Origin of the sequence: Rhodanobacter sp. IGA1.0, from assembly GCF_040208325.1 — a bacterium.
In the GTDB taxonomy this organism is placed as follows: domain Bacteria; phylum Pseudomonadota; class Gammaproteobacteria; order Xanthomonadales; family Rhodanobacteraceae; genus Rhodanobacter; species Rhodanobacter spathiphylli.
On record NZ_CP157948.1, the window covers coordinates 627,045 to 644,347 of the forward strand.

General features: G+C 67.2%; 13 protein-coding genes. 5 read left to right on the forward strand and 8 right to left on the reverse strand.

The window, feature by feature from the left end:
• Positions 1-68: 68 nt before the first annotated feature.
• Positions 69-803: a hypothetical protein gene (locus tag ABNK63_RS02710; protein WP_202946797.1), complete on the forward strand. Its 735-nt coding sequence runs from the start codon at positions 69-71 to the stop codon at positions 801-803.
• Here ABNK63_RS02710 and ABNK63_RS02715 read toward each other — a convergent pair.
• The 8 genes from ABNK63_RS02715 to ABNK63_RS02750 form a co-directional block, all read right to left on the reverse strand.
• Positions 793-1,560 (reverse strand): N-acetylmuramoyl-L-alanine amidase, encoded by a 768-nt coding sequence (locus ABNK63_RS02715; protein WP_007807343.1) that lies wholly within the window; start codon positions 1,558-1,560, stop codon positions 793-795. The two genes, ABNK63_RS02710 and ABNK63_RS02715, sit on opposite strands and share 11 nt — an antisense overlap.
• Positions 1,560-2,615 (reverse strand): serine hydrolase domain-containing protein, encoded by a 1,056-nt coding sequence (locus ABNK63_RS02720; RefSeq protein ID WP_350016624.1) that lies wholly within the window; start codon positions 2,613-2,615, stop codon positions 1,560-1,562. The genes ABNK63_RS02715 and ABNK63_RS02720 overlap by 1 nt, the downstream gene beginning before the upstream one ends.
• Positions 2,616-2,646: 31 nt before the next feature.
• Positions 2,647-3,333 carry a M15 family metallopeptidase gene (locus ABNK63_RS02725; protein ID WP_350017180.1) on the reverse strand — a complete coding sequence of 229 codons (687 nt, stop codon included), beginning with the start codon at positions 3,331-3,333 and terminating at the stop codon, positions 2,647-2,649.
• A 215-nt stretch (positions 3,334-3,548) separates the two neighbouring features.
• Positions 3,549-5,066: a serine hydrolase gene (locus tag ABNK63_RS02730; protein WP_350017181.1), complete on the reverse strand. Its 1,518-nt coding sequence runs from the start codon at positions 5,064-5,066 to the stop codon at positions 3,549-3,551.
• A 79-nt stretch (positions 5,067-5,145) separates the two neighbouring features.
• Positions 5,146-6,357 carry a dipeptidase gene (locus ABNK63_RS02735; RefSeq protein WP_350016625.1) on the reverse strand — a complete coding sequence of 404 codons (1,212 nt, stop codon included), beginning with the start codon at positions 6,355-6,357 and terminating at the stop codon, positions 5,146-5,148.
• Positions 6,354-7,655, reverse strand: a complete 1,302-nt coding sequence (gene lysA, locus ABNK63_RS02740; RefSeq protein ID WP_350016626.1) for a diaminopimelate decarboxylase — start codon at positions 7,653-7,655, stop codon at positions 6,354-6,356. The genes ABNK63_RS02735 and lysA overlap by 4 nt, the downstream gene beginning before the upstream one ends.
• Positions 7,656-7,735: 80 nt before the next feature.
• A complete protein-coding gene (locus ABNK63_RS02745; RefSeq protein ID WP_350016627.1) occupies positions 7,736-10,798 on the reverse strand; it encodes a TonB-dependent receptor in 3,063 nt (1,020 codons plus the stop codon).
• A 53-nt stretch (positions 10,799-10,851) separates the two neighbouring features.
• On the reverse strand, positions 10,852-12,378 hold the full coding sequence (locus ABNK63_RS02750; RefSeq protein WP_350016628.1) for a transglutaminase-like domain-containing protein: 1,527 nt from the start codon (positions 12,376-12,378) through the stop codon (positions 10,852-10,854).
• Positions 12,379-12,543: 165 nt separating this feature from the next.
• Between ABNK63_RS02750 and ABNK63_RS02755 the strand changes: the two genes are divergently transcribed.
• The 4 genes from ABNK63_RS02755 to ABNK63_RS02770 all read left to right on the forward strand — a co-directional run bounded on the left by ABNK63_RS02755 (position 12,544) and on the right by ABNK63_RS02770 (position 17,222).
• A complete protein-coding gene (locus tag ABNK63_RS02755; RefSeq protein ID WP_350016629.1) occupies positions 12,544-13,695 on the forward strand; it encodes a DUF819 family protein in 1,152 nt (383 codons plus the stop codon).
• A 26-nt stretch (positions 13,696-13,721) separates the two neighbouring features.
• On the forward strand, positions 13,722-15,131 hold the full coding sequence (locus ABNK63_RS02760) for an SH3 domain-containing protein (RefSeq protein ID WP_350016630.1): 1,410 nt from the start codon (positions 13,722-13,724) through the stop codon (positions 15,129-15,131).
• Between the two features lie 145 nt (positions 15,132-15,276).
• Positions 15,277-16,374: a dipeptide epimerase gene (locus ABNK63_RS02765; RefSeq protein WP_007807323.1), complete on the forward strand. Its 1,098-nt coding sequence runs from the start codon at positions 15,277-15,279 to the stop codon at positions 16,372-16,374.
• Positions 16,374-17,222 (forward strand): MurR/RpiR family transcriptional regulator, encoded by an 849-nt coding sequence (locus ABNK63_RS02770; protein ID WP_350016631.1) that lies wholly within the window; start codon positions 16,374-16,376, stop codon positions 17,220-17,222. Before ABNK63_RS02765 ends, ABNK63_RS02770 begins: the two co-directional genes overlap by 1 nt.
• Positions 17,223-17,303: the final 81 nt, after the last annotated feature.

Consider the following 17,303-nt stretch of genomic DNA (forward strand, 5'->3'; position numbering starts at 1 on the left):
CCGGCAGGCTCGGGTTTTCCCGGGAGTCGCGCGTCGCTGCCCGTGCGGCAGGCGCGCGACAGATGACCATGACTCGATCGCTGCGGCGTGCCACCTCGGTTGTCCTGTTCTCGCTGCTGGTCGGCAGCGCCGCCGTCGCACGCGAACCGGTTGCCGGTGGCTGGCGTGATACGCCGCAGGGACGGATGCAGGCGCAGCGGATGCTGCAAACCCTCAATGCCGACCTGCTCGGCCATGACAGCGCCACGCTGACGCTCGAACGCTGGTGCGCCGTGCATCGGATGGCGTCGCCGGCGCGCGTGGTGGCGCACCGGGTGCGCGGCGTGGACAAGCCGCTGCCGCCCGAGCTGCGCGCGCAACTGATGGCGGGAGCCGACCAGCGGGTGAAATACCGACGGGTGCAACTGGCCTGCGGCGACCAGGTGCTGTCGGAGGCGGACAACTGGTATCTGCCCGGTCGCCTCACCGCGGCGATGAACCACCAGCTCGACAACAGCGACGTGCCGTTCGGCAAGGTGGTGCGGGCGCTGCATTTCCGGCGCAGGACACTGAGCGCCCGGGTGCTGTGGTCGGTGTCCGCGGCAGCCGGCACGCAGGCGATTCCCCACGCGATCCTGCAGCATCGTGCGCTGCTGTACGACGCAGGCAACCGGCCGTTCAGCGCCCTGATCGAGACCTATACCGACCAGGTGCTGGCGTTTCCGCTGCGGGCTGCCACGCCGGCCATGATGCCGCGCTTCGAGGACGCGGCGTCCGATCTACGGCGGATCGCCGGGCCGTCCGCGAAAACGCTCAGTCGCTAAGCGGCGTGCCGCGTTCGACGATCTGCGCCAGGTTGTAGAGGATGCGCAGATCCTGCGCGTCGAGCTCATCGCCGCCGATGCCGCGGTAGTGGTTGTGGAACGCGCGCACCGCCGCGGCACGGTCTTCCAGCGGGTAGCCGACCAGGCCCAGCGCCATCCACGGATCAAAGCCTGAGGGCGGATCGATCAGTTCGCCCTGCGGCCACAAGCCGAAGCCGGCGGCAGCCAGTTGCGGCCACGGAAACAGCGGGCCGGGATCGTCCTTGCGCGTGGGCGCGAAATCCTGGTGGCCGATGACCTGCGTGCGCGGGATGTGCAGGCGCGTGGTGAGGTCGGTGAGCAGGCGCAACAGGCTGTCGATCTGCGCCTGGGCAAACGGCGAATGGCCGTCGTTGTCCAGCTCGATGCCGATCGAGGCGGAGTTGATGTCGGTGATCGTGCCCCAGTGGCCGCCGCCGCCGTGCCAGGCGCGCAACTGGTCGGACACCAGCTGGTAGATGTGGCCGTCGCTGCCCACCAGGTAGTGCGAGCTCACCGGGCCGCCGCTGTTCTTCGTGCGCAGCGTGTCCAGGCTTTCCTGCGCCGAGTGCTGGTTGGTGAAGTGCACCACGATCAGCACCGGCCGGCGGATGTCGTGGTTGGGCGAGGGCACCCAGGTCGCCAGCGGGTTGCGCGGCGGCGCGTGGGCGCAGGCGGCGAGCAGGGCGACCAGCGCCAGGACGGCGACGCTGCGCGACAAACGGAGCGGACGGGACATCACGGTTCCTGCAGGTAAGGCTGCGCGATCGCCAGCGCGGTGCGGTACGGTTCCGGCCCGTTGCGGTTGCTGAGCAGGATCACGGTGAGGTGCTGCTTCGGCCAGCGCACGATCACGTTGCGGAAGCCGATGCTTTCGCCGGAGTGCCACAGCGTGTCGCCGGTGATGCGCCAGCCGTAGCCGTAGCTGGCCTCGTACGGTTCGCCGGTGACCTTCACGTGGGGGCTGAAGGCCAGCTGGCGCGAGGCGTCGCTGAGCAGGCGGTTGTCGTACAGCGCGGCGTCCCACTTCGCCATGTCCTCGACCGAGGAATAGATGCCGCCGTCGCCGCGGGTGGCGCTGGTGACGCTCTGGTCGGTGCGCGTCCACTGGCCGTGCTCTTCGCTGTAGCCGTAGGCGCGATGCTCCACTTCCGGACCACCGCTCATGTACATCAGGGTGTGGTCCATGTGCAGCGGACGGAAGATGTGCTGCTGCAGGTACAGCGGCAGGCTGACGCCGGAGGCGCGTTCCACCACCAGGCCCAGCAGCACGTAGCCCGAGTTGCTGTAGCGATAGCTCGTGCCCGGCGCGAAATAGCTCTTCGAGGTGGCGGACAGCATCCGCAGCACGTCGTTGTCGCTGACCTGGGCGGTGGTGCCGGGCGGAATCAGGTCTTCGTAGTCGACCAGGCCGCCGGTGTGCGTCAGCAACTGGCGCAGGGTGACGGCGGAGTCCGTCTCCGGCAGCGTGGGCAGCCAGCGACGCACCGGGTCGTCGAGGTGCAGCCGGCCGCTTTCGGCCAGCAGCAGGATCGCCGCCGCGGTGAACTGCTTGCTCACCGAGGCGAGCCGGTAGTTGGTGGCCGGCGTGGTCTCGTCATGGTCCTCGAGATTGGCCAGGCCGTAGCTGCGGCTGACGATGGCCCTGCCGTCCTTGAGCACCAGCAGCGAGGCGCCGGGCACGTCGCCGGCGTAGCGCGCCATCAGCGCATCGGTGGGATCGACCGGCTTGGTGGCGGAGGCGCAGCCGCCGAGCAGGACGGCAACGGCGAGGCTGGCAAGGGGTTTGTACATGGCATGTCGCCTTTGCGCTGCGGGTTTCGGGTCACTGCACCGGCACGTCGTAGAGCGTGTGCGGCGTCGGTTCCGGGTCGAGGGTGTAATGCCACCACTCCATCGGATAGTTGCGGAAGCCCTCGCGCTCCATCGCGTCGCGCAGCAGCAGGCGGTTCGCGTGCTGCTGCGGCGTGACGTCGGGCGTGTCGGTGTGCGCGCGCACGTCGAAGAAGTCGAAATCCGTGCCCATGTCCAGCGGCATGCAGCGGCTGCCGTCGGCGGCGCACTGTTGCATGGTCAGGTCGATGGTGGCGCCGCGGCTGTGGCCGGAGCTTTCCGCGATGTAGCCGTGCAGGAGTTCGGACTTGTCCAGGCGCGGGTAGTGCTGCGGCTTGGTGCGCTGGTCGGAAAGATCGTGGGCCCAACGCACGAAATGCGCCACCGCGCGGGCGGGGCGGTAGCAGTCCCAGATCTTCAGGCGCTGGTGGCGCGTGCGCAGGTCACGCTCGACCCGCGCCAGCGCTTCGGCGACCGGACGCAGCAGCAGGCAGGCCGGGGCGCGATAGCCGTCCGCCGGCGTGCCCATGAAATTGTCGCTGCCGGCGTACTTGATGTCCTCGGCGATGTCGGGCACCAGCGTGCGGATGTCGACCAGGTTGGCTTCGGCGGCGGTTTTCGCGGGCGACAGGGCGGGTTTGTCCTGGGCGTGGAGGCTGCCGATGCAGAGGCCGAACATCAAGGCCAAGACAACCTTCCTTCCCCCGCTGGCGGGGGAAGGTGCCCGGAGGGCGGGTGGGGGCACACGCCGACCCCAAGCCCCCCATCCGCCTTGCGTGCCGCTCCTGCGGCACGCCCTTCGGGCCGGCTTCGCCGTCCGCTTCGGCATCCTGCCTTCGCAGTTGGCACCTTCCCCCGCCAGCGGGGGAAGGGGTTTTGCGAGGGGCGCGTCCTTCATGGGCAGTCTCCCGTGCGCTGGAAGTCGAGGTCTTCGTAGTCGGAGCTGAAGTCGCCCTGCGGATCGAGCTTGGCCATGCGCAAGGTGGTCGGCGTGCCGGCGGAGGCGGCGTGGAAATCGAGCCATGCATCGAGCTCGCCGCCGTCCCAGTGCACCAGGTAGCGCTCGCCCAGGCGCATCACGGTGCCGGTCAGCGAAGGCGACTTCGTGGCGGCGAAACGGACCTTGCCGTCGCGCGGGCACAGCGAGACGCCGCCGAACCACGGGTCGCGGTAGGCGCCGGTCCATGAGGCGAGTTCGGTGGTGGTGGCCGGGCGTTGTGCCGAGGTGTCCGGCGCCGTGGCGTCGGCGGGGCGTTGCGCGGCCCGTTGCTCCAGCGCGTCGGCGTACCAGTTCACGTCCCGCGGTTCGGCCGGCGCGGTGAAGTGCTTGGTCAGCATTTCGCCGAGCACGGTGCGCGCATCGTCCGCCTCGCCGTTGATCATGAACACGAAGCCGCTGTTGCGATCCGGCAGCAGGGCCAGCATCGAGTACATGCCGTTCAGGGTGCCGGTGTGCCAGACCAGCCACTGGCCGTCCACGTCGGTCATGCGCCAGCCGTAGCCGTAGGCCATCACGTGCGAGTGGTCCCAGGCGCGGCGTTGCGCGGAGACCGGAATCAGCATGTGCGGCGCCTGCAGCACCTCGCGTTGCACCGGCGACAGCCACTGCAGCTGTGCGTGGGTCGGCACCAGCCAGTTGCGCGCCCAGCTCAGCATGTCGGTGAGGTCGCAGCGGATGCCGCCGGCCGGCGCGGAGGTGATCGCCGGGATCGCGGCGGCTTCCGGGATCGGCACGTTGCGCTCGCCGTCGCGGCGATGCGGCGTGGCCACGTCGCCCACCGTGTCGCGGTTCCACGCGCCGACCTGGCAACGGTCCAGCTGCAGCGGCGCGAACACTTCGCGATGCATCAGCGTTTCGTACGACGCGCCGCCTGCGGCGGCGGCGACTTCGCCGGCCACCACGTAGAGCAGGTTGTCGTACTGGTATTGCGAACGGAAGCTGTAGCCGGGCTTGATGAAGCGCAGGCCGTGGATGATGTCGGCGCGGGTGAACGCGTTCGGCTCCGGCCACAGCATCAGGTCGCCGCCGCCCTCGGGCAGGCCGCTGGAATGGGTGAGCAGGTCGGCCACGCGCATGTTCGCGGTGACCCACGGATCGTGCATGCGGAATTCCGGCAGGTACTTCGTCACCGGATCGTCCCAGCGCAGCTTGCCCTGGTCGACCAGGCGGCCGAGCAGGGCGGTGGTCATCGCCTTGCTGTTGGAGGCGATCTTGAACAGCGTCTGCGGGGTGATCTTCCGGCCGGAGCCGGCGACGGTTTCGCCGGCAGTGCGGGTGTAGACGACCTTGCCGTTCTCGATCACGCCCACGGCGATGCCGGGCAGGTGGTAGCGGGCGATGGTGGCGTCGACGATCTTGTCGTAGGCGGGGTTGGAGGTTTGGGCGACGGCGCCGGGCGGGACGGCGAGCAGGAGCGCAAGAGAAAGAGCAAGAGCAAGAGCACCCCACCCCAGCCCTCCCCTGCGGTGCAGGGGAGGGAGCAATGCTTGATCAGTGCTGTGCATGGCGCTCGACCTCGCCCCACACGCGCAGCAGGTTGCCGCCCCACAGCTTGGCGATATCCGCGTCGCTGAAGCCGGCCTGGCGCAGGGCGGCGGTGACGTTGCGGGTTTCGCTGGCGTCTTTCCAGCCGGTGATGCCGCCACCGCCGTCGAAGTCGGAGGAAATGCCGACGTGGTCGATGCCTGCCACCTCCACCATGTGGCGGATCTGCTCCACGTAGTCGTCCAGCGTGGCCAGCGGGTATTTCTTCTGGATCTCGGCCATGCCCGCTTCCATCTCGGGGCGGTAGTCGTCGCTGTCGCTGTCGTACTTCTTTTCGCCGGCCTGTTTCGCCACGGCGTCCTGCAGCTTCTTTTCCGCGGCCTCGCGGCCCGGGTCCTTCTTGAGGAATTCCTTGTAGGCGACGGCGTCGATCACGCCGCCCTTGGCGGCGATCGCCCGCAGCAGGTCGTCGGGCAGGTTGCGCGGATGGTCGAGCACGGCGCGGGCGCCGGAGTGGGTGGCGATGATCGGCGTGGCGGAGGCCTTCAGCGCGTCGCGCACGCAGTTGTCCGAGGCGTGCGAGATGTCGATCATCATGCCGAGCTGGTTGGCCCGCTTCACCACGGCGCGGCCGAAGTCGCTCATGCCCCGGTCGCCGGCGCTGTTCATCGCCGGCTCGCCGTGCTCGGTGTCGGGCAGCGAGCTGGTGCACAGGTCGTTGTTGCCGACGTGGACCAGGCCGACCGAGCGCGCGCCGCGGTCGTACGCGGCGTCGAGGCGGCGCAGGTCGTGGCCGAGCGAGTAGGCGTTCTCGATCTCGATGGTGGCCGAGAGCAGGCCGGCCTTGTGGTTGGCCAGCAGTTGCTCGGGCGTGGTGGCCAGGCGGATGCGGTCGGGATACATCATCAGCATGCGGCCGATGCCGTCGTACTTCTGGCTGGCCTGCTGCACCGCCTTGGCGTAGCCCGCGGCGTCGAGCTGGTGCTGCGGCACCCAGATCACGAAGAACGCCGCGTTGAGTCCGCCGCGTTCCATCTTGCCCAGGTCGACCAGCAGGCGGGTGTCCTTGCCGGCGTCGAAGCGCGGCTCGCCCATGTAGTTGAACGGGATGTCGACGTGGCTGTCGATGGTGACCGGCGGGTCCTGTACGGGCCGCGCCGATACGGCGGTGCTGGCGGCCAGTGCGGCGAGCAGGGCAAGGCGGAGGATGGTGTTCATGCGGTCTCCCATTGGCGGGCCGGCTGCTCGCCGGCAATCATTTCCTCGAAGTGCTGGCGGCGCCGCACGATGGCATAGCGGCCGTTCTGCAGCATCACCTCGGCGGCCAGCGGTCGCGAGTTGTAGGTGGACGCCATCGATGCACCGTACGCGCCGGTGGCCCTGATCAGCAACAGGTCGCCCGCATCGCAGCGGGGCAACTCGCGGCCGCGGGCGAAGGTGTCGCCGGTTTCGCAGACCGGGCCGACGATGTCGTAGGTGGTGACGGGGCGGCCCTCGTCGATGACCGGGACGATGTCGTGCCAGGCGTCGTACAGGCTGGGGCGCTGCAGGTCGTTCATCGCCGCGTCCAGCACCAGGAACTGGCGCTGCTCGCCCGGCTTGACCCGGATCACCCGGGTCAGCAGCACGCCGGCCTCCGCCACCAGGTAGCGGCCGGGCTCCAGCAGCAGGCGGCCGTGATAGCCGGCCAGCGCTGCGCGGATCACGGCCACGTAGTCGGCGGCGGCCACCGGCTGGTCCACGCCGGCGCGGTAGCACACGCCGAGCCCGCCACCGACGTCGATGCTGCGGATCGGGTGGCCGGCCTGTTCGAGCTCGCGCCAGAACGCGGCGACGCGCTGCAGCGCGAGCCGGAACGGTTCGACGCTGAGGATCTGCGAGCCGATGTGCACGTGCAGGCCATCGAGTTGCACGTGGCTCAGCGACTTGCGTTCGGCGAACCAGCGGCGCGCCTCGTCGATGCTGACGCCGAACTTGTTCTCCGACTTGCCGGTGGAAATCTTCGCGTGGGTCTGTGCATCCACGTCGGGGTTGATGCGCACCGCGGCGCGCGCCACCACATCCTGGGCCCGGGCCACGCGTTGCAGGGTGAGCAGTTCGTCGTGCGATTCCACGTTGAAGCGCTGGATGCCGACGTTCAGCGCGCCGGCGATTTCATCCGCATTCTTGCCGACGCCGGAGAACACGATGCGTTCGGCGGGGATGCCTGCATGCAGCGCGCGGCGCAGTTCGCCCACCGAGACGATGTCGGCGCCCACGCCGGCATTCGCCATCAGTTGCAGGATGGCCAGGTTCGAATTGGCCTTCACCGCGTAGCAGATCAGTGCGTCCAGCCCGTGCAGGGCGGCGTGCAGTTCATCGATGCGCTGGCGGATCGCGCTGGCCGAGTAGGCGTGCAGCGGCGTGCCCATGCGTTCAGCCAGCCGTGGCAGGTCGACGCCATCGAACAGGCGGGACTCGTCGGTGGTTTCTGAGATCGGCGCCGGCGATGCGGGACGGCTGGTTTGCGGAAACATGGCAGGTACGCCGTCTTTCGGGAAAGGGGTTTCAAAAAAGTGCGGCCCGCCAGCCGGCGGGCCGCGATCGGGGAGGTCGATCAGAAGTTGACGGACATGGTCAGCTGGGTGAACCGCGGCGACTGGAAGCCCAGCGGCTGGCGGAACGTCGGATTGAGCTGGCCGACGCCAGTATCGTTTCCTTGGTCGTCAATCACGTCGCCGATGTCGGTCTGCAGGTCCTGGTCCACCCGGGTGGTGCGCTTCTGGTTGAGCAGGTTGTAGACGGCCAGTTTCACCCGGAACTCTCCACCGTCAAATGGCTTCACGTAGGTGATGCCGGCGTTGAGGTTGTAGGTCCACGGCAGGCGGCCGTACTTGCCGCGCGGTGAGCGCTCGTAGACACGTTCCGCGGAAAACGGCGAGTTGCAGTTATCCACGCAGATGAAGTAGCTGTGGTAATTCTTGGTGTCGTAGGGATTGCCCACGCCGAAGCCGGTGATCGGGCCGCCGGAGGCCACGTTGAGGTCGGCGCCGAGCTGCCAGTGAGGAGTCAGCGCATAGGCGCCGCGCAGCTTGAACTGGTGACGGCGGTCGTTCGGCAGGTAGCCATCGCCGCCCATGTTGACCCACGGATCATCGAAGTTCTCGGTGCGGCCAGTGTCGTCGAAGTTGGTGTCGGAGTTGACCGGGCCTTCCGCGTTGCCGCGGTTCCACGACATCGTGTACGAGGCGTTCATCGACCACTTCTCGTCCCACGCACGGTCCAGTTGCAGCTCGACGGCCGCGTAGGTGCGCTTGGGCTTCACCCAGCCATGTTGCCCGATGTAGGTCATGATCGGTTCGTTGTTGGCATCGACGCCGTCCTGGCGATACATCGCCCAGCCTTCCTTCGCGGTATCGACAGTGAGGTAACCGTCAGGCGTGCCGTCGCAGTTGGTGTCGCCCCACACGGTAACTTTCGTTCCCGGGTTGGCCATCACCCAGCCGATGTAGCCGTCTTCACCACATTGGGCGGTGGCGCTGATTTCCATGTCGTCGATCGCGTTGTGCAGGCGACGATAGGTGCCCTTGACGCCCCACGACCAGCTGTTGCTGATCAGCTGCTGGAAGCCGAGGATCGCCTCGTCCTGGTAGACCGGGTCCATGTTCTTGTCGACTTCCGAGCGCAGGTCGCCGACGGTGCCGTCGCCCTGCGAATCGTCGACCGCACCGATCTGCGGGCCGAGCTTCGGGATGGCGTACTCGACGCCGTTGAGGGTCTGGTAGTCCCAGCCGTCGAACGCGTAATAGGTGCGCTCATCGAGCAGGCCGCCGGCCTGCTTGATGTTGATCACGTTGGCCACCGGCAGGTAGTAGCGGCCGAGGTTGCCGAACAGCTTGGTACTGCCGTCACCCTTCATGTCCCAGGAGAAGCCCAGTCGCGGGGCGATCTGCCGGTCCATCTTGATGTAGCTGCGGCCTGCCGCGTCCTGGTTGTCGAAGCTGTCGTTGCGCACGCCGAGGTTGAGCACCAGGTTGGGCGTGACCTGCCAGTTGTCCTCGATGTAGTAGGCGGCGTTCTTGGTGGTGAACGTGCCGGAGATCTCGTAGCGGCGGGCGCGGATGTAGGAGTCGTAGCCGGCCGGCACCACGCCGCCGTTCGGGATGGTGGTGCCGGCGTTGGCCGCATAGAGGTTGTAGTAGTACGCACCCGGGCCGGCGTAGTAACGGCTGTAGTCGGAGGTGTCGTTCTCGTGGTCGTAGCCGAAGCGCAGCAGGTGGTCGCCCAGCGTCCATTCGAAGTCGGCGCGCGCCTGCTTGCGGATGTCGTTGCGATCGTAGACGGTGGAATTGCTGGTGCAGCCCAGCGCGACGCCCGGGTCGTGGAGCTGCAGGAAGGCGTTGTTGCCCGACACGTAGTTGCAGCTGATGTCCAGCTGCGAGCGGGTGAACGCTTCGCGTTCGTTGCGGCCGTACATCAGCTTCATCGACAGGTCGTTGGTGAGGTAGCTGGTCCAGGTCAGCGCCCAGTCCTTGCCGCCGGTGTCGGAGAAGATCTTGTTGCTCAGGGCGTCGATGGTGTTCGTGTCGTAGTGGTAGCCGTAGACGTCGCCGGTGTTCTTGTTCTTGTTGGAGAACGCCATCAGCTGCAGAGCGTTGCTGTCGGTGATGTTCCAGTCGATCGTGGTGCCCCAGAAACCGGTGTTGGCGCTGTTCGAGGTGAGCGTGTTGCCGGGGTCGTTGGTATTGCGCGGGCTGCTGCCGCGGGCTTCGTACATCGCGAAGATGAACAGCTTGTCCTTGATGATCGGGCCGGACGCCCAGACGTTCGTCTTCACCAGCGAGTCCTGGTCGCGGCTGGCGGTGATGTAACGCTTGCCCTCGGCGTTGTACTGGTCATCGGCCCGCGAATGCCAGTTGCCCGGCTCCAGGGTGATCTCGACGCCGCCCTTCAGCTCGTTGGTGCCCGAGCGCGCCACCGCGTTGACCACGCCGCCGGTGGTGCGGCCGAACTCCACCGAGTAGCCGCCGGTCTTGACCTGGAACTGGTCGTAGAAGGCGAACGGGGCTTCGGAGAAGCCATTGCGGTTGTAGAAGTCGGTGACGTTGAGGCCGTTGACGTAGAAGGAGTTCTCGGCGATCGATGAGCCGCCGAAGGAAATGCCGCCGAAGCCCGCGTTGCCCTTGACCACGCCCGGCGCCAGCAGGGCCACCGAGGTGACGTTCTGGTCGACCGGCAGGCGCACCAGTTCGGCGCGCGAGACATTGGTGGCCGACTCGGTCGAGGTCACGTCGATCACCGGCAGGCCGTTGCCGGTGACCTGGATCGCCGACAGGTCGGTGGCGCTGGGCGAGGCGCCCAGGTCCAGCGTGGTGGCATTGCCGAGGCTGACGGTGACGGTGCGCGGCTGACCAACCGGCTGGCCATTCACGCTGGCGCTGACGGTGTAGTCGCCGACGGGAAGGAACGGGAAGCGGTAGTTGCCGCGCTGGTCGGCGGTGATCGTGCGGGTCAGCCCGGTGGCCGGATTCACCGCGGTGATCACCGCGCCGGCCTGGGCATGGCCCACCACCGAACCGTCATTGTTGCCGGCGAAGGCCGCCGGCGTTGCCAGTGACCCCAGGCCGAGGCCCAGCGCCATGCAAAGTACGGTTCTGCGCAAGCTGCGACTGTTGCTCATTTCCCCATCTCCCCATCGACGCCGTCGATGCCATGTTTATTGAAGGCTTTCTGTTATTTGCCGCTGCGTCCCTGCGCCGCCGGCAGAAGCTGCCAGTCGAAGTCGTAATCCAGCTGATCGAAATAGATGTTGCCGCCGCGCCACTCCGCCTCGCCGCGCTGCGAGTCCACGTTGTCCGAGCGGAACTGCTGCTTGGCCGGCTGGAACGGACGGTCGTAGTCGCTGTTGAAGGCGATGCGGTATTCGTCGAGCCCGCCGAGGTAGAACCATTCCAGCGCCGGGTCGTCCGCGGGCGACGGATGCAGGCGGCCGGTGGTGACGTCCATCGGCACCCAGCCGTAGGGTGCGAGGTAGGCGAAGCCCCAGTCGTGGATGTTGCTGTAGCCGCTGCCGTCACTGGAGAACACCATGCCCGACTGCCAGCGCGTGGGGATGCCGTTGAGCCGCAGCAGGGTCATCAGCAACAGGGTCTGCTGGCCGCAGTCGGCATGGCCGGCGTGCAGGGCGTAGTCGCTGATGTTGGAGATCGTCGAGTATTCGCGGGCGCCGGCCCAGGGAATCCGGTCGACCGCGGCGAACAGTTTCTGCGCGATGCGGTACGGGTTCTTCTCGTCGCCGACCACCTTGCGCGAGAACGCGCGCATCGCCTCGGTGAACACGATGTGCGGCGAGCGCTCGGCCACGAACGGCGCCAGCTCGGGGGTGATCGTGGCGGGTACCACGCGGTCCGGATCGATCGCGTGGTACTGCGCGTACTGGGTCAGTTCCCAGGTGACCGAGAACACGGTCTTCTGCCCGGCCACCGCTGGCTTCTCCAGATACGCGGTGCGCTGCGGCGCGGACTCGGGCGCGATGCGGTGCTGCGCCGGCACGCTGGCCACGTAGCGGATGTCTTCCTGCTGGCCGGGTATCGCCTGCGGATACGGAATCCAGGCGCGCACGATTTCGCCGGCGGGGACGGCGTCGGCGGCGACGGTCAGCGTCTGCGTCATGCGCAAGCGGCGCGGCAAAACGCTGCTGCGATGTCCGGCCAGCGCCGCCTTGTAGATCGCGCGCTGGTGATCGTTCAACGCTTCCATCGGGCCGTCGCTGATCGGCGTCTGCACGGCGCGCCGCGCCACCGCCTCGGCGCTGAGCCGGAACAGGTTGCCCGGCGAACGCTTGAAATAGAGCGTCTTGCCGTCGATCAGCTGATGCTCGAACAGGCCGGCCGCGTTCCACTTGGCGAACTCGGCGTCGGTGAGGTCGGGGATCTGCTTGCGCACGCGCGCCTTGACGTCGTCGGCGCTCAGGGTGAAGTCGAGCAGGATGCGGCGCATGCGCTCGCGCTGGAACGCCAGTTGGTGCTGCGTGTCGGCCGGCACGCCGGGTTGTGCCAGCGCAGCGGTGATCGCTGCTTCGGCCGCCTGGAAATGGCCGGCGTCGATCTGGGCGATGATGGGGGCGGTGGTTCCGTTGCTGGCATCCGCGCCGGCGAAGGCGACGGGGCTGGCAAGCAGCAGGGCGAACAGGCACGCCACCAGGCGCAGCCTGCGTGTGGGCTGACGTGTTGCCAGTGCGACAGGTAGCAACGTATCCATCGACAAACGTCCCCGCGATTGACCCCTGAAACGGTTGTGTAACACGCTTGCAAATGCCGGTCAATAATTTATGCTTCGGTTGAACTCAACAAGAATCAGCTATTCCTTGCTGGCCGCACACCGTCAGCCTGTGGATGCCCGCAAACGATCCACGAGGGGGTGCACGTGATCCATACGGTCTGGCCTTATCTGGCGCTGATGTTGCTGGTCGCGGGGCTGTTTCCGGCGATCGAGCGCCGCTTCGGCTGGAAGATCTTCTCGGTGCTGCCGCCGATCGTGCTGACCTACCTGCTGGTCACCGCGCTGGCGGTGTCGGGGCTGTGGCAGGTCAATGCCGAGATCAAGGCGGCGCAGTCGATGCTGGTGTCGCACATGGTGCCGGCCCTGCTGTTCCTGCTGATGATCAACTGCGACCTGCGCGCGATCTGGCGGCTGGGGCCGCGCGTGCTGGGGGTGTTCGCCTGCACCTCGGTCAGCCTGCTCGTGGCCTTCATCGCCAGCTTCCTGATCTATCGCCACTGGTTGCCGGGCAACCAGTGGCAGCCACTGGCCGCGCTGTCCGGCAGCTGGGTCGGCGGCACCGCCAACATGATCGCGGTGAAGCAGGCGATCGCCATGCCCGACGACCTGCTGGCGATGTCGCTGCTGACCGATGCGCTGTGCTACTCGATGTGGGTGGTGGTGCTGTTCTCGGTGGCACGGCTGGCACCGGCGTTCAACCGGTGGACCCGGGCCAGGTCCAGCGGCGACATCCCGCTGGCCGAGCCGAAGACCAGCGCGCCGACCACTTACGACAGCGTGCTGCTGTGGCTGGGCATGGCGCTGGCAGTGGCGGCGCTGTCGGGCTGGCTGGCCGGCTGGCTGCCGGTGTCGGGCATGGTCAGCGCCACCACCTGGACCATCCTGCTGGCCACCGGTTGCGGGCTGGTGGTGGCGCATACGCCGCTGGCGCGGTTTCCCGGCGCCGGCACGATTTCCAGCGCGATGCTGATCAGCGTGGTGGCGGTGCTGGCCTCGCAGAGCAATTTCCACGGCATCGCCGCGGCGCCGCTGTACCTGCTGTGCGGAGCCACCGTCATCGCGATCCACGCGGTGCTGCTGGTCGGCTTCGCCAAGCTGTTCCGCTTCGATCTCTACCTGTGCGGCATCTCCTCGCTGGCGCATATTGGCGGCGTGGCCGCCACGCCGATCCTGGCGGCCAGCTATTCGGCCGCGCTGGTGCCGGTGGGTATCCTGCTGGCCTTGCTCGGTTACATCCTGGGCACCGGTTTCGGCCTGCTGGTGGCGACGATCATGTCGACACTGGCGCTACCGTGACGCGTATTCGATACAGGATCGGAACGATGCGATTTTCCCTGATTGCCGCCAGCGTGCTTGCCTTCGCCTTCGCCTTCGCCGGCGCACCGCTGCAGGCGCGCGAGGCGAATGACGCGCTGACCATACCGCCGTCGGGCGTGCTGGGCGTGGGCGAGGCGCAGCTGACCCCGCAGTTCTGGATCGGTCTGCAGGCGCAGCCCGACCGGGTGATCATGGATCGCGCCACGATCGAGGCGGAGAACGCGAAGCTGCTGCAGCTCGACCCGTCGATGCACGACCTGCGCAAGCTGCCGGCCACGCTCTCCCGCGAGCAGGTCAGTGGCTGGATCACGCATGTTTCGGAGCGCCCCACGCACCAGCGCTACGACGTCGAGGGCAAGCCGGTGCCGTCGGCGACGTTCGATGCGCTGGTGGCGGATCTCGCCCTGGACAAGGTCCCGGCCAGCCAGCCCACACGTTATGGACTGATCGTGCAGCGCGCCGCGTTCCGCGCGTTTCCGACCGACCTGCGCGTGTTCAGCTCGAACGATGACACCGACATCGACCGCTTCCAGGAAACTGCCGAGTTCCCCGGCGTGCCGGTGGTGATCGCACATGCCGGTGCCGACGGCCGGTGGCTGTTCGTGCTGAGCCCGCGCTACGCCGCGTGGACGAAGGCGGAGAACGTGGCCGAGGGCAGCGCGGGGCAGGTCTTCGGTTACGTCGACAAGTCGCCGTACCGGGTGATCACCGGAGCCAGCGAGCGCACGGTGTTCACCCGCGAACGTCCCGAGCTGTCGCAGCTGCAACTGGACATGAGCACGCGCGTGCCGCTGGCCGGCGGCCTGGCGCCGGACCAGCCGGTCAACGGGCAAACGGCGTACGCCGCGTACACGCTGGAACTGCCGTGGCGCGATGCCGCCGGCAAGCTGCAGTTCTCGCCCGCGCTGCTGCAGAAGAACACCGACACGGCCGGCGACTACCTGCCGCTGACCCCGGCCAACATCCTCCACCAGGCTTTCAAGTTCCTCGGCGAGCGCTACGGCTGGGGGCATGCGTACGACGGCCGCGACTGCAGCGGTTTTGTTTCCGACGTGTATCGCAGCATGGGCGTGCAGATGCCGCGTGATACCAGCAAGCAGTCGATCAGCCCGGCGCTGGAGCATCGGCTGTTCACCGACAAGGACAGCCGTGAGGCACGCCTCAAGGCCGCGCATGAACTGCAGGTGGGCGACCTGGTCTACATCCCGGGCCACGTGATGATGGTGATCGGCCAGTACAAGGGACAGCCCTGGGTGATCCACGACGTGGGCGGCATGAGCTATCGCAAGGCCGATGGCAGCAAGGCCCATGTCAAGCTCAACGCGGTATCGGTGACGCCGTTGCTGCCGATGCTCTACAACGACAAGCAGACCTTTGTCGACCGCATGACCAGCATCGTGCGCATCCGGCCATGAAGGAAGTCCACTCACTCTCTCGCGGCGTCATTCCCGCGCAAGCGGGAATCCACTTTGCTTTTCGGGTCAGCGGCAAGATGGATTCCCGCTTGCGCGGGAATGACGTCGTGAAGTGTCATCGCACAGGATCAGAGCACGTCAAATCATGAAAATCACCGACATCCAGTTCGGCATGCTGCGGGTGCCGCTGAAGACCCCGTTCAAGACGGCCCTGCGTACCGTCTCCACGGTGGAAGACATCGTGGTGATGGTGCACACCGACAGCGGCGAGATCGGCTATGGCGAAGCGCCGGCCACCGCGGTGATCACCGGTGACACCCACGGCTCGATCATCGACGCGATCCGGCACTACATTTCGCCGCGGCTGATCGGCCAGGAGATCGCCAACCTCAACCACATCACCCAGCTGATCCAGTCCTCGATGGAGAAGAACACCAGCGCCAAGGCGGCGGTGGAGATCGCGGTGTACGACCTGTGGGGCCAGCTCTACAACGCGCCGCTGTACAAGCTGCTCGGCGGCGGCGATCCGGTGATCACCACCGACATCACCATCAGCGTCGACTACATCGACAAGATGGTGGCCGACTCGATCTCGGCGGTGGAGCGCGGCTTCGAGTCGCTGAAGATCAAGGTCGGCAAGGACATCGGCGTCGACATCGAGCGGGTCAAGGCGATCTACGCCGCAGTCGAAGGCCGCGCGCTGCTGCGGCTGGACGCGAACCAGGGCTGGACCGCCAAGCAGGCGGTGTACGCCTTGCAGACGCTGGAAGACGCCGGCATCAAGCTGGAGCTGATCGAGCAGCCGGTGAAGGCGCGCGACCTGGCCGGCATGCGCTACGTCACCGAACGCGTGCACACGCCGGTGATGGCCGACGAGAGCGTGTTCGGTCCGATGGAGGTGATCGAGCTGATCCGCCTGCGCGCGGCCGACATCATCAACATCAAGCTGATGAAGACCGGCGGCATCTCCAACGCGATCCGCATAGCCGACATCGCCGGCATGCACGGCATCGAATGCATGATCGGCTGCATGCTGGAGACCAGCATCAGCGTGGCGGCCGCCGTGCACGTGGCGGTGGCCAAGGCCGACGTGATCACCAAGATCGACCTCGACGGACCTTCGCTGGGCCAGTTCAACCCGGTCGACGGTGGGGTAATCTTCAACGAATCGGAGATCTCGGTGACGGACGCACCCGGCCTGGGCATCCGCGAGATACGGGGCCTGGAGAGGATCGAAGACTGATGTCGCCGCTGGTCAAAATCCGTTCGGAACGCGACCAGATGTCGGCAGTGGAGCGGCGCATCGCCGACTTCGTGCTGGAGAACGCGCAGCTGCTGCGCGACTACTCCTCGCAACAACTGGCCAATGCGCTGGGCATCAGCCAGTCCAGCGTGGTGAAGTTCACCCAGAAGCTGGGTTTCAAGGGCTATCCGGATCTCAAGTATTCGGTGGGCGAGGCGATCGCCCGCGCCGACAACAGCGACGCACCGCAGCTGGCGACGGCCAGCGACGGCGATGCCGGTGGCTCGACCCTGTGGCGGCGCAAGTCCGAGGCCGAGGAGGCGACCCGGCTGATCAACCCGCCGGAAACGCTGCAGGCGGTGGCCGAGGCGATCGCCCAGGCGGGCCGCAGCGGCAAGGTGTTCATCATCGGCCTGGGCGAAGACGACATCTACGCGCGCAACTTCGCGCTGCGGCTGTCGCTGCTGGGCATCCTGACCGTGCACAATTTCGACACCGCGCGGATGACCGCCAACATCTCCGTCGCCGGCGCCGGCGACGTGCTGCTGGTGTTCTCCGAGCACGGCAACCATCCGGCGCTGGGCAAGATCGCCCGCTACTTCCGTGAGCGCCGTGGCCAGGTGATCACGGTGACCCGGCACACCGCCAACCCACTGCGCACGCTGGCCGACCTCGCCCTGGTGGTGTCCGCCCACGACGAGCTGCCGTACATCCAGCCGCTGCTGTACCAGTCGGCGCTGCAGCACCTGCTGGACGGCCTGTTCGTGCAGCTGTGCGAAGGCGGCGACGACCGGCACGCGCAACTGCTGGCCAACCTCGATCGCATCCAGCTGATGCTGGAGCCTTGAAGGCGGGGAACGGGGAACGGGGAACGGGGAGTGGCAGGAGCCCGTTTGCCGGTGATGCTCCTGCAGATGACCGGATGATGA